Raw genomic sequence first — 12,457 nt, 5'->3', positions numbered from 1 at the left:
GTTACAACTCGACTTGGAATGTTTGTTCAGGTGCTGGGAATGAACCATCTAAAACAGCCGCATGATAGGCTTTAAATGCATCCAGAATTGCAGTCGCACCAGACTGTTCTTTCATAAAGTTACGTACAAATTTCGCGGTATGGCCAAAGGTTAGACCAAGCATGTCTTGAACGACCAATACCTGGCCATCAGTGGCTGCCCCTGCTCCAATACCAATCACTGGAATATGTGGGAAAAGTTCAGTAATTTCCTGACCCAATTGTGCAGGCACGCATTCCAGCAACAGCACTGCTGCACCGGCTTCAACCACTGCCTTACAGTCAGCAATCAGTTGATCGGCCGCTTCACGGGTACGGGCCTGTAGCTTATAGCCACCAAAGACATGCACCGACTGCGGTGTGAGACCCAAGTGAACACAGACTGGGATCCCGTTACGGGTTAGAACCTGAACGGTTTCCGCCAACCAGGCACCACCTTCCATCTTGACCATTTGTGCACCGGCCTGCATCACCGTTTTTGAGCTTTGTAATGCATCATTCAGAGTGGCATAACTCATAAATGGCAGATCAGTCATAATCAGTGCATGCTGATTGCCACGGCGTACCGCTGCGGTATGGTAAGCCATATCTTCTACAGTCACAGGCAAGGTTGAATCACGACCTTGAATCGACATACCCAAAGAGTCGCCAATCAGAATACTGTCAACTTCAGCAATTTCCATGGCTTTGGCCATACTGGCGTCATAGCAAGTCAGGCAAGAAAATTTGCGTCCTTCCGCTTTATATCGTCTTAAATCACTGAGACTGATCATGAAGATGTTCCTCTATTATTGAAGTTCTCTCGAACATGCCAATATAAAAATTAAATATTTGCCCAATTCGTGCGGTCAAAAACCGTTAAGGTTGATTGCTTGACGATGTCCAGGTCTTTTAATGTATTTCCATCCAGCTGCAAGTTGGCATCAATATCCAGTAATGGCACCAATACAAAATCACGTTCCAGCACGCCCACATGCGGTACGGTTAACCGTTCATTTTGAATCTGTTCATCACCGTAAATGAGCAGATCCAGATCCAAGGTACGTTCACCCCAATGACGTAGACGTACACGCCCAGCCTCTTGTTCGAAGGCTTGCAAACGATCCAACAGATCCAGCGGTGCCAGATCCGTAATTAACTGTACGACAGCATTAAAATAATTCGGCTGATCTTGTGGCCCCATGGGTGGGCTTTGGTACAAGTGTGAGGTTTTTACCTGCCCCAAACTTGCTAGCTTTTGCACGGCTTCAGCCAGAATCTGGCGTGAATCGCCCAGGTTACTTCCTAAACCGATATAGGTCACTGTCATTGTGTAGGCCCAAAAATAACCTGGCTTAAATCACGCTGCACCCGTTTACGCTTGGTAATTGGATGGTCTGCACCAATGTCGCCGCCGGCACTGGCCGCCACATGAGAAACCGGTTTGCTACGCTCATTCTCAAATTTGGCTTTACGCGCACGACGGCTACGTGGTTCCGGCTCATTCACCAGAGGTTCAATCTCGGTTGCTACATCTTGTGCAGCCAGGCGCTGTTCCAAGTGTTCTTCCTGAGAAGCCTTACGACGGCTCTTGGCACGCTGACGGTTATATTGGGCAATGGCACGCTCTTTTTCATCGCTACCCATTTGCTGATAGGCTTCCCACCAGCTTCCCATACCTTGTGCAGTTTCATCGCCTGATTTTTCACGCAGCAACAAAAAGTCAAAGCCGGCACGGAAACGTGCATGACCTGATAATGCTTCAATCTGTTGCGGTTTTGGATTGAGCAAGCGGGTTTGCATTTCCCAGACTTCACGAATGAAAGTTTCCGCAAAGCGTGGAATCACAGTACGGGTAGCCTGACGTTTCAGTACATCCAGTCCTGCTTGCGCACGTGCTTCCGCAGGCACTACCCCTTTAGACAGATAAAAATCACAGCGCTCCAGGAACGGTTGCCACAACAATACCGCATAGAAGAAAGCCGGATTGATGGTCTTGCCAATCGAAATACGCTGATCGGTATTTTTCGCTGCCAGTTCAATAAATGCAGTAATGTTTGGCTTGATATCGGCAAACAGCTGACGCCAGATGCCAAAATCGATCAGCATTGGCATCACACGATTCAGATGTCCCATAGTGAATAGCTTTTGCGATTCATCATAGAGACGGTGTGGAGACACATCACGTAGAAGCTGGGTCATTTCTGGAGTGAAAATATCCAGAATGGCTTTATCAATACTGAAATTGAGTTTGGCTGCAAAACGTAAAGTTCGCAGCATCCGGACCGGATCTTCCTCAAATCTTAGAGTCGGATCACCCAGTAAACGCAGCGTTTTGTGTTTAATATCATCTACTGCATTGCAAAAATCCAGCACGATACCTTTGCGTGGCTGGTAATACATGGCATTGATCGAAAAATCTCGACGAGCAAAATCCTGCTCAATGGTGCCCCAGTTATTATCGCGCAGGATCATCCCTGCTGCAGAGGTCACCGCTTTTTTAGGAGGCGCACGGAAAGTTGCCACTTCAACCAGTTCACGGCCCGAATAGACATGCGCCAGCTCGAAACGTCGTCCGATAATCCGACAACGCCGTCCGAACACTTCTTTAACCTGAGCTGGTGTAGCATTGGTCACTGCATCGAAATCTTTGGGATTTAAACCCAGCATCAGATCCCGGACACCACCACCTACGATATAAGCTTCATAGCCTGCCTTGGTTAAGGCATCAATCACATCGAGAATATAAGAAGGTAATTGAGCGGTTGATAAACCACATTTTGACGCGCGCAAAGTTTGCAAAAGACGCTGTCTCCTACGTCTGAACGTAAAATTCTAAGATGACGCTAATCATATCGCTTACACCGCTAAAGGGCAATTTGATTATGTCATTCTCATGGTTCAGATGGATGGCTTATTTACAATAAATTCAGCAGGGTTACAAAGCCAGCTTATCCTTGTTTTTGGCAAATAAGGCCGGTCCGATTCCTTTGACCTGTTGAATATCTTCAATTGTTTTAAATTTACCGTTTTTCTGCCGGTATTCAATGATCGCTTCCGCTTTCTTCTGCCCGATGCCATTTAACTGCTGTAACTGTTCAATACTGGCCTGGTTCAGACTGATTTTATCAGCAGCTGAAGAGGCGGATAATGCAGGTTTAGCCAGATAATGATTGTTTTCAGATACGGGGATAGCAGCAGCGATTTTCTTCTTCAGGCGTGCATCATGTTGCTGCTGACGTACTTTCCATTCTGCATAATCGGTTGCAGTTGCGTGTACTGTTCCAATTGAAGTATAGGCCAGCCAAATACCTAGCAGGACAGTATTAATCCATGCTGGACCTATGCGATGTTGTACTTTTTTCATGAGCGGCTCTTTGTTTTAATTCTAATTTGGCCTGTTCCCAGAGCTGATCCAATTCAGCCAATGACAGGCTTTCCAGATTGAGGTGCTGTTGTTCTGCCCGATCTTCCATCAGGGCAAAGCGAGTCCGGAATTTATGGATCGTGCCCAATAATGCCATCTCGCTTGAGACACCAAGTTTACGACCAACATTCACCAGTGAAAATAAGCAGTCTCCAAATTCTTCGAGTATTTCATCGGAATTTTGTCCAGCAACGGCTTCTTTGAGTTCAGCCAGTTCTTCTTTCAGCTTGCCATAGGCACCCGCGACATCTGGAAAGTCAAAGCCGATTTTGGCGACATTTTTCTGGATCTCATCCGCCTGTTGCAGTGCAGGTGCATGCTTGATCTCATCCAAACGTGAACGTGGCTTACCCTGTTTTTCTTTCTGCTTGATTTCTTTCCAGAGTACCGAGACATCTTCAGGACTCAGCTGTGCAAACTGTTCAGCCTGAAATACATGCGGATGACGACGAATCAGCTTATCCGTAATCGCCTGAACTACATCATGAAAATCAAAAGCGCCCTGCTCGCTATACATTTGTGACTGAAATACGACCTGTAACAGCAAATCACCCAGTTCATCCCGCACCTCATCAGCTTGGCCAGAGCGCACTGCTGCTTCAACTTCATAGGCTTCCTCAATCGCATATTTGGTTAAAGATTCGGGAGTCTGTTGCTGATCCCATGGACATTTTTCACGTAACTCACGCATGACTTGGAGTAATTGTTCCACCGTAAAACCTCTTCTTTACCAAATAGCCGCATTATTTTGCCTGTTTCTTGCTATGCTCAAGAAAAAAAGACAATAAGGAGATCAAGCACATGCACAGTATATTGATTAGTGGTGCAGCACAAGGAATTGGTGCCGCGACAGCCAGGCTATTTTACCAGCAAGGTTATAAAGTCGGAATTTATGATATTAATCTTGAACAGGCAGAACAATTGGCCCAGCAACTCGGTGAACATGCCAAAGCTGGCTTTCTGGATGTAACCGATTATGCATCATGGGAAACTACTCTATCTGAATTCGCATCCTGGTCAGGTGAAATCAATATTCTGGTAAATAATGCCGGGATTTTATATTCTGGTCCTTTTGAAGAAACGAATATTACTAATCACCATCGCACCCTTGACGTGAATATTAAAGGCGTCCTGAATGGCTGTCATGCTGCTTTACCCTACTTAAAGCAGGCTTCCTTTGCCCGGGTCATTAACCTGTCTTCAGCATCGGCGATTTATGGCCAAGCGGATCTGGCTTCCTATGCAACCAGCAAATTTGCGGTTCGTGGTTTGACTGAAGGACTAGATATCGAATGGCAAAAATATGGCATTCGGGTATTTGATGTGATGCCGCTTTTTGTTAGCACTGCAATGGTGGAAGATATGCAGGCCGAAAATATCAAAAAAATGGGCGTGCATCTAAAAGCTGAGGATGTAGCGCAGGATATTTTCAAACTGGCACAGCTAAAAGATTCAATTTGGCAAGTGACCCATCATCCAGTCGGATTCAAGAGTAAGTTTTTATTTCACTTATCTCGAATGAGTCCACAGTTCGTTAACCGGCTGAGTAATTTAATGATTGCCAAACAATAAGAAATATTTTGGGCTTACTCTACTTTTAAACAGCTTGATGAATCTGAATCGTTGGAAATCTTAGGCCTTTACAGGAATGCTCGCTTTGCCAGGCCACAGTGAGCATGCAACCCGCTAAAATATAATTTTGATAGGCATAAATTCCAATTTCTGGATGTTCACAACGTCCACCATCCTGATGTGGATGGATTTGGGTATTCAGCTCATTGAGGTTTATCCGGATTCCGAGTCCTGAGGCTTTTAGGACCGCCTCTTTGGTGGTCCAGACTTTAAACCAGTATTCAGGATCGTAATCTAATGCCTGCCACTGTTTCAGCTCTTCAGGATGAAAAGCGTGTTGGGCTAGGGCTTCAAAACGTACATTTCGATTAAGTTCTTCGATATCGATCCCCAAATTCTGAATATGTTTGCTTGTTGCTAATCCATAAAAGTTTTGGCTATGCGTATGATTAAAGCCATAGTCTGGATGGGCTGAAAGATAGGGTTTGCCGTATTCGGTTGTAGTAAAGTCCTGCTGGTCAATAACACAACCTAAATGTGCAGCTAGCAACTGATTACGATAGTTATAAATTAATTGTTTACGCTGCTGAATATAGGTTTTCCGATCTAAGTCTTGTAAATGTCTAAGTCGTGGTGCCAGCGCGATCCAATCAATATGAATAATAGACTTCAAAAATAGTCGCCCTTATAAAAAATGTTACTTTTAAGGCCTTCAGTATAAATCAACCTGATTGCCTCTCTGACAAACTATAGGTAATATCTTAAAATATATTTTAATAAAACTTAATTAAAACAATAAAATATACTGTAAATCAAAATAAATAATTGAGCTTTCAAGCTATTTTTAATCGAATAAAAAATAGTTACAATCCAGCTACAATTTTATACATAGAAAAACAGAGGGTCATATGTTTAAGCGAATCATATTCAGTACGACAATTGCTGCACTATCATTTTCAACACAAGCTGGCTCCTGGCTAGAAGCTGCTACTGCAGTTATGGGAGCTAGAAACGGCGCCATCATGGATCAGGCTGAAGCAAATATGGAGCGCAGCCGTGCACAGGCGAATGCTGCTGTTGCACGTGCAGACCGTGCCTATGCTTCTAATTATAATAATGCTTCAAATCAAAATAACGGTGTCTACTCAACAACATACTTAAAAGGTTTAGATTGTACAGATTTGGCAGTAGAAGCGCGCAGTTTTGAACGTACCTTAGAAGCAAGTCAAAATGCACTTAACCAGGCGAATGCTCAAGCCAATAATCCTGTTTCTAAATTGGCAGGTATTGCAAGTGGTGCATTATCTGCTTTTGCAGGTCAATCACAAACAGTTGCGCGCGCAACTGAAATTACCAATGCTTTTACTGGCAATAACAATCAAAATAATATTGCTGCTTCTCAAGCCGATGCTGACGTAGCTTTAGCTAATCTTGAAAATATCCGTATTTATCAAAAAGCAAAAAAATGCTCAATCTAAAATATGAATAAATAAAAAAGCCTGCTTTTGCAGGCTTTTTTATTTAAATATGACAATTAACCACGTTTAAATTTTTTCTCGGCTTTCTTAAATTTCTGTACATAACGACGGCGACGCGCAGCAGTACGTTCATCCAGCTGTGACTTGCGACCTTCAAATGGGTTTTCTGAGGTTTTAAATTCAATTTTTACTGGTGTACCTTCAAGCTTGTACACTTTACGGAATACATTTTCCAAGTAACGGCGATAATCTGCAGGTGTCTTATCTACCTTATTACCATGAACCACGATAGTAGGTGGATTCTGTCCGCCCATATGCGCATAACGCATCTTAATACGACGACCTTGTACAGTAGGCGGTTGGTGCGCTTCAGTGGCATCATTCAGGATCTGAGTCAGCTTCGCTGGTGATACTTTCAGATGTGAAGAATCATAAGCACGGTGAATCGATGGATACATCTCACCGACACCTGTACCATGTAGCGCAGAAATCAGGTGGATTTTCGCCCAAGGAATAAAGTCAAAACGACGCTCTACATCGAGCTTACATTGTTTACGATCATATTCGGACATGTTGTCCCATTTATTGATCGCAATCACCATGGCACGGCCAGCTTCCAGTGCATAACCGATCAGGTGTAAGTCCTGCTCTACAATCCCTTCACGGGCATCTACCACGATCACAACTACATGTGCATCTTTCATCGCCTGTAAAGTTTTCACAATTGAGAATTTCTCAATCATTTCATCAACCTTACCTTTACGGCGTACCCCAGCGGTATCAATCAGGGTGTATTGACGACCATCACGCTCAAAAGGAATATAGATCGAGTCACGCGTTGTACCTGGCTGGTCAAACGCCACAACACGCTCTTCACCCAATAGACGGTTTACCAGTGTTGATTTACCTACGTTTGGACGACCAATAATTGCAAGACGCAGGCCAGTATTCTTGTCATGTTCTTCTGGGCTTTCATCTTCAGGCACATCTTCAAGTACTTCTTCCAGCATTTGCTGTACGCCACGGCCGTGGCTAGCAGCCACTTGCATAGGCTCGCCCATACCGAGTTTATAAAACTCGACCAGAGCAGCTTCAGCATGTACGCCATCAACTTTGTTAGCTACAAGGAAAACTTTCTTGCCCAAAGTACGCAGTTCACGAGCGATCTGTTCATCAGATGCCAGTAGTCCGGCACGTGCATCGACCACAAAAATGATCATGTCGGCTTCATGGATCGCAGTTTTAGACTGCTCAGCCATGTAGGAGTCAATACCGCCTTCATTTTCACCGATACCACCAGTATCCACGACAATGAAAGATTTGTTTTGATAGATCGCATCACCATATTTACGGTCGCGTGTCAGACCTGCAAAGTCTGCTACCAATGCGTCACGGCTCTTGGTTATCTGGTTAAACAGAGTTGATTTTCCGACGTTCGGACGACCAATGAGCGCAATTACGGGTTTCATAGATTAACCTTTATTCAATATCAGGCTGTCTAAAAATGGCCTGAACATCAGAAAGTTTTGGAAGAAAAAGGGAATAGGATTAAAGCCTAAAATAAATAAAAACACGGGGCATTGAACATTCAATCACCCCGCGTAAAAAATACGGTTGGCTTATTTTAGCATAAGCCAAACAAAAATTAACGATTCTGCCAGATGCTTAATGCACCCTTGCGAGTCGAAACATAGAGCTGGTTGTCAATTACACGTAAATGACGCACTTCACCAGAAGTTTTAGCACGGCCAATAATCTGCCCTGTTGATGGATCCAGCAGGTGCAATACTCCGTCTAGATCACCTACGACAAGCTCAGTTCCCAGCATTACCGGATTGCTCAGCTGACGATTCAACAACTGATCATTTTCCCATAAAGGCTGGCCAGTAGTAATTTCATACGCGCTGATTTTACCATCAGTTTGGGCAACGAAGACGCCATTGCCCACCACTTCCGGCCGCTGGATACTGCTGGCATCTTCACTCCAGATCACCTGTTGTGAAGCCAGATCAAATACAGTCACCTGACCTTGATAGCTGGTGGTCACAATAAACTGACCTGCTACGACAGGATCACCGTCAATATCAATCAAACGCTGAATGTCCGAACGGCCATCCGAGATCGCAACACGGCGCTGTAATTTAGGCACACCACTTAGGGCATCGATTGCATAAATATAAGCATTTGAAGTCGCAATCAATACATTACGCACATCTAAAGGCACCGGAGCCGCCATGCCACGCAGGCTAAACTGGACATTCGGTAAATCATAGGTCCAGACCTGAGCGCCTGAAGCTACTTCGTGGGCATATACAGTACCGTCATTGGTAACAGTAATTACGCGACCTGCATGAATCAGTGAAGGCGCCAAGATGGCACCAGTCAATTGTGCAGTCCAGCGTTGTTCGCCAGTCTGCTGATCCAGTGCAATCAATTGGCCTTTGTTACTGCCAACCACCACGATCCCATCAGCGGCTTCAACGCCAGAGCTTAAAGTATCTTTGCTGACTTTTTTCTGCCACAGGCGCTGCTTGCCACTAAAAGCAGTGACTTCACCCTTAGGGTCGATCGCAAATACGACTCCGTTATCCGCATCCAGACGTAAACGTAGCGGATCAGCCTTCTCTGTTGAAGAAACACTGGTCGAAAATACAGGAACAAGTGTTTTAGTCTGACTGATTTTTGGAAGTGGATTCGGTTTTACTTCTGGTACTTTATTGGTCTTACCCGCACAGCCAGCGAGTGCAAGAGTTAAAACAGTTAAAGCACAGGTGATTTTATATGTTCTGTTCATTCAGCTTCTTCCACTTGTGTTTCTATAATTGGGCGTTCGATTTCCGGGTCATCGACCAACACGCCTACGCTTTCGAGCTTAATTTGTAAAATTTGACGTTCTTCTTTACGTTCAATCAAAGCATCCCATGCACTTTGATATACTTTTTTGGCATTTTCAATATCATTTTTGGCAACATAGATATCGCCACGTGCTTCATCGGCGGTTGCTTTAAATGCAGGTTCAGTCACTGCATCCAAAGTTTTCAGGGCTGCATCATATTTTTTCTGTGCTAATTGTGCATAAGCCAGACGCAATTTAACGACCTGAACCAGGCCTTTATCATCAACTTTAGAGTTTTCAACTTTTTGTAATGCTTTCTCAGCAGCAGCGTAATCCTGCTTGTCATAAGCCAGTTTCGCCATGACCAACTGGGTTTGAATCGCTTGAGCTGAATCTGGCGCTTCTTTGACAATCTTGTCTGCAGTTTCAGACAGCTTGGCAAAATCATCACCGTCAGTGGCCTGCGCTTCATCCATCAGTTGCTGAACCTTGGCGGTCTGCATTTGCGATTCTGCCAGGTTTTTCTTCTGCCAATATTCCCATCCGAAAAAGGCAATCAGCGCAACCAGAATCCCGATAATGATCGAAGAACCATACTTCTTCGTGAAGGATTTTAAACTTTCAAGTTGTTCATCATCAGTCATTGCGCTCATGCGATTACCTTTTTCCTAATGTTTTATCGATTATTTTGAAGAAATTTTAGTACTGAAAAATGCGACAAAGTCAGCAAATGGCACAGTAGATTGCTCTGCAGTCGCCAGCTCTTTCACCGTAAAGCTTTGTGCTTCAAGTTCACGCTCACCGATAATGGCTGCATATAAAGCACCGGCCTGATCGGCTTTTTTCATTTGCGATTTCATTGAACCTTGAGAGCCGACTTTCAGACGAATATTACTGCCTGCAGCTTCCAATTGATCACGAATCTGTTCGGCCAATACCAGTGCTTTACCCTGAGAAGCAGGATCGGCAACCAGGAATACTTCGCAATCACGTACTGGTGTATTGTCTTCCACCTGTTCCAGCAGAAGCAATAATCGCTCCATCCCCATCGCGAAACCAACTGCAGGCACAGATTGATCCGCTTTGCCTTTCAATTGACCGACCAAGCCATCATAACGACCACCGGCACACACAGTACCTTGTGAACCTAAATGAGTCGTTGTCCATTCAAATACGGTTTTGTTGTAGTAGTCCAGACCACGTACCAGTTTTTGATTGATGACAAAGCTGATACCGGCATCTGATAAATACTGTTGCAACTGGTTAAAGTGTGCCAGTGTTTCTTCACCCATAAAGTCATGAAGTTTTGGCGCATTTTCTAGGATACTTTGAGTTTTGGCATCTTTCGAATCCAAAATACGCAGTGGATTAGTCGTCAGACGGCGCTGAGAATCTTCATCCAGATCCGCTTTATGCGCTTGCAGGAACTCTACCAGTGCCGCACGATACGCCGCACGTTCATCAGACTCGCCCAAAGTATTTAGTTCGAGTTGCACCTTGTCAGCCACGCCCATACGTTTCCATAGACGTGCTGTCATCAGGATCAATTCTGCATCTTGATCAGGTGTTGCCACACCAAAGGTTTCTACACCAAACTGGTGAAACTGGCGGTAACGGCCTTTTTGCGGTTTTTCATAACGGAACATCGGTCCGATATACCAGACTTTCGGGGTCGCACCACGAAGCAGGTTATGTTCCAGCATCGCACGTACACAACCCGCTGTTCCTTCAGGACGTAGCGTTAAAGATTCAGGCGGATTACCTTTGTCCAGGAAGGTATACATTTCTTTTTCAACGATATCTGTGGCGTCACCGATTGAACGTTTAAACAGATTGGTCTGTTCAACCATCGGCAAACGGATCTGTTGATAGCCATAGGCATCCATCAGACCTGACAGATGCTGTTCAAGACGTCTCCAAGCTGGGGTTTGCGTTGGGAGAATGTCATTAAAACCTTTGATTGCGACGATTGAACTCATGATCTACTCAGAAAAACTTGTGCGAATAATTTCTTTTGATTTGGCTTCTTCAAGCTCGGAAACACGTTGACGAACCATTGATTCGATTTCATCAACCAGTTGATTGGTATCGATTAAATGGCTCTTTTCACCATTACGATACACCAGTGAGCGCGGACTTGCACCTACTACACCGATATCGGCTTCTTTGGCTTCGCCCGGACCATTCACTTTACAGCCAATTACAGACACATCCATCGGAACACGGACATCTTCCAAACGTTCTTCAAGGGTCTGCATTACTTTAATCACGTTAAATTCCTGACGTGAACAGCTTGGGCAGGCAATAAAGTTAATTCCGTTAGAACGAAGGCCCAGCGATTTCAGGATATCAAAACCAATCTTGATTTCTTCTTCAGGCTCAGCTGCCAGAGAAATACGCATGGTATCGCCAATACCTTCCATCAGCAGACCACCTAAAGCAATCGCTGATTTCACTGAACCGGTACGATATACACCCGCTTCCGTCACACCCAAGTGCAATGGATTATCAATCTGTTTAGACAGCAGACGATAAGCATCCATAGTCAAAAACACGTTTGATGCCTTGACCGATACTTTAAATTCATGGAAATTCAGACGATCCAGAATGTCGATATGACGCATCGCAGATTCCAGCAATGCTTCACCTGTTGGCTCGCCATATTTTTTCTGGATATCTTTTTCCAGTGAACCGGCATTCACGCCAATACGCATGGAAATGTCGTTATGACGTGCCGCTGCCACTACTTCACGAATCTTGGCTTCTGAGCCGATATTCCCCGGGTTAATACGCAGACAGTCTGCACCCAGATCAGCAACAGCCAGCGCAATTTTATAGTCGAAGTGAATATCTGCGACCAGTGGTACGTCAACTTGCTTACGAATTTCACCAAATGCGGCCGCTGCTTCCATACTTGGAACAGAGACACGCATGATGTCTGCGCCTGCATCCACACAACGCTGAATTTGTGCAACAGTTGCTGCGACATCGCAGGTTTCAGTATTGGTCATTGACTGAACAGTGATCGGTGCATCACCACCGACATAGACAGAACCGACACGGATTTTACGTGTTGGACGGCGCTGAATTGGATTTACGATCATGATTTCGCCCTATCTGCTCACCA

Annotated in this window: 13 protein-coding genes; 2 read left to right on the top strand and 11 right to left on the bottom strand. The window is 44.7% G+C overall.

Going from position 1 to position 12,457, the window contains the following annotated elements:
• Position 1: 1 nt before the first annotated feature.
• The 5 genes from panB to mazG form a co-directional block, all read right to left on the bottom strand.
• Positions 2-811, bottom strand: coding sequence for a 3-methyl-2-oxobutanoate hydroxymethyltransferase (gene panB / locus O4M77_RS02355; protein ID WP_004782128.1), 810 nt, complete (start codon positions 809-811; stop codon positions 2-4).
• 50 nt (positions 812-861) lie between these two features.
• Complete coding sequence (folK, locus tag O4M77_RS02350) at positions 862-1,347, bottom strand: 2-amino-4-hydroxy-6-hydroxymethyldihydropteridine diphosphokinase (protein ID WP_180017164.1); 486 nt, start codon at positions 1,345-1,347, stop codon at positions 862-864.
• On the bottom strand, positions 1,344-2,819 hold the full coding sequence (gene pcnB, locus O4M77_RS02345) for a polynucleotide adenylyltransferase PcnB (RefSeq protein WP_323713757.1): 1,476 nt from the start codon (positions 2,817-2,819) through the stop codon (positions 1,344-1,346). Before pcnB ends, folK begins: the two co-directional genes overlap by 4 nt.
• 136 nt (positions 2,820-2,955) lie before the next feature.
• Positions 2,956-3,384 carry a ComEA family DNA-binding protein gene (locus O4M77_RS02340; protein WP_291358557.1) on the bottom strand — a complete coding sequence of 143 codons (429 nt, stop codon included), beginning with the start codon at positions 3,382-3,384 and terminating at the stop codon, positions 2,956-2,958.
• Positions 3,344-4,156 (bottom strand): nucleoside triphosphate pyrophosphohydrolase, encoded by an 813-nt coding sequence (mazG, locus tag O4M77_RS02335; RefSeq protein WP_323713756.1) that lies wholly within the window; start codon positions 4,154-4,156, stop codon positions 3,344-3,346. Before mazG ends, O4M77_RS02340 begins: the two co-directional genes overlap by 41 nt.
• Positions 4,157-4,245: 89 nt before the next feature.
• Here mazG and O4M77_RS02330 point away from each other — a divergent pair, with 89 nt between their 5' ends.
• Entirely contained in the window at positions 4,246-5,016 is a 771-nt protein-coding gene (locus O4M77_RS02330; RefSeq protein WP_159124107.1) for an SDR family oxidoreductase, read from the top strand.
• Between the two features lie 25 nt (positions 5,017-5,041).
• Here O4M77_RS02330 and O4M77_RS02325 read toward each other — a convergent pair whose 3' ends face one another.
• On the bottom strand, positions 5,042-5,662 hold the full coding sequence (locus tag O4M77_RS02325) for a 4'-phosphopantetheinyl transferase family protein (protein ID WP_180011836.1): 621 nt from the start codon (positions 5,660-5,662) through the stop codon (positions 5,042-5,044).
• Positions 5,663-5,924: 262 nt separating this feature from the next.
• Between O4M77_RS02325 and O4M77_RS02320 the strand changes: the two genes are divergently transcribed.
• The gene (locus tag O4M77_RS02320) at positions 5,925-6,494 is read left to right on the top strand and encodes a hypothetical protein (protein ID WP_159124108.1); all 570 of its coding nucleotides are present in this window, start codon (positions 5,925-5,927) and stop codon (positions 6,492-6,494) included.
• 56 nt (positions 6,495-6,550) lie between these two features.
• On the opposite strand, the gene der is transcribed toward O4M77_RS02320, so the two are convergent.
• From der to ispG, 5 genes are all read right to left on the bottom strand, one after another.
• Positions 6,551-7,963: a ribosome biogenesis GTPase Der gene (der, locus tag O4M77_RS02315; RefSeq protein WP_004782108.1), complete on the bottom strand. Its 1,413-nt coding sequence runs from the start codon at positions 7,961-7,963 to the stop codon at positions 6,551-6,553.
• A gap of 176 nt (positions 7,964-8,139) precedes the next feature.
• The gene (gene bamB / locus O4M77_RS02310) at positions 8,140-9,288 is read right to left on the bottom strand and encodes an outer membrane protein assembly factor BamB (RefSeq protein WP_179992372.1); all 1,149 of its coding nucleotides are present in this window, start codon (positions 9,286-9,288) and stop codon (positions 8,140-8,142) included.
• On the bottom strand, positions 9,285-9,983 hold the full coding sequence (locus tag O4M77_RS02305) for a YfgM family protein (protein ID WP_323713755.1): 699 nt from the start codon (positions 9,981-9,983) through the stop codon (positions 9,285-9,287). The genes bamB and O4M77_RS02305 overlap by 4 nt, the downstream gene beginning before the upstream one ends.
• A 30-nt stretch (positions 9,984-10,013) precedes the next feature.
• The gene (gene hisS, locus O4M77_RS02300; RefSeq protein WP_125279599.1) at positions 10,014-11,309 is read right to left on the bottom strand and encodes a histidine--tRNA ligase; all 1,296 of its coding nucleotides are present in this window, start codon (positions 11,307-11,309) and stop codon (positions 10,014-10,016) included.
• A gap of 3 nt (positions 11,310-11,312) precedes the next feature.
• On the bottom strand, positions 11,313-12,434 hold the full coding sequence (gene ispG, locus O4M77_RS02295) for a flavodoxin-dependent (E)-4-hydroxy-3-methylbut-2-enyl-diphosphate synthase (protein ID WP_004782104.1): 1,122 nt from the start codon (positions 12,432-12,434) through the stop codon (positions 11,313-11,315).
• Positions 12,435-12,457 lie beyond the last annotated feature (23 nt).

This window comes from Acinetobacter sp. YWS30-1, assembly GCF_033558715.1.
Classification (GTDB): domain Bacteria; phylum Pseudomonadota; class Gammaproteobacteria; order Pseudomonadales; family Moraxellaceae; genus Acinetobacter.
Note: the sequence above shows the minus strand (reverse complement) of the source record. Positions and strands in the feature narration are given on the sequence as shown.

Excerpts from the sequence above, each read along its gene's own strand:
- O4M77_RS02330 (WP_159124107.1), top strand. The coding sequence starts at position 4,246 with ATGCACAGTATATTGATTAGTGGTGCAGCACAAGGAATTGGTGCCGCG.
- panB (WP_004782128.1), bottom strand. The coding sequence starts at position 811 with ATGATCAGTCTCAGTGATTTAAGACGATATAAAGCGGAAGGACGCAAA.
- ispG (WP_004782104.1), bottom strand. The coding sequence starts at position 12,434 with ATGATCGTAAATCCAATTCAGCGCCGTCCAACACGTAAAATCCGTGTC.
- hisS (WP_125279599.1), bottom strand. The coding sequence starts at position 11,309 with ATGAGTTCAATCGTCGCAATCAAAGGTTTTAATGACATTCTCCCAACG.
- bamB (WP_179992372.1), bottom strand. The coding sequence starts at position 9,288 with ATGAACAGAACATATAAAATCACCTGTGCTTTAACTGTTTTAACTCTT.
- folK (WP_180017164.1), bottom strand. The coding sequence starts at position 1,347 with ATGACAGTGACCTATATCGGTTTAGGAAGTAACCTGGGCGATTCACGC.
- der (WP_004782108.1), bottom strand. The coding sequence starts at position 7,963 with ATGAAACCCGTAATTGCGCTCATTGGTCGTCCGAACGTCGGAAAATCA.
- O4M77_RS02305 (WP_323713755.1), bottom strand. The coding sequence starts at position 9,983 with ATGAGCGCAATGACTGATGATGAACAACTTGAAAGTTTAAAATCCTTC.
- O4M77_RS02320 (WP_159124108.1), top strand. The coding sequence starts at position 5,925 with ATGTTTAAGCGAATCATATTCAGTACGACAATTGCTGCACTATCATTT.
- O4M77_RS02340 (WP_291358557.1), bottom strand. The coding sequence starts at position 3,384 with ATGAAAAAAGTACAACATCGCATAGGTCCAGCATGGATTAATACTGTC.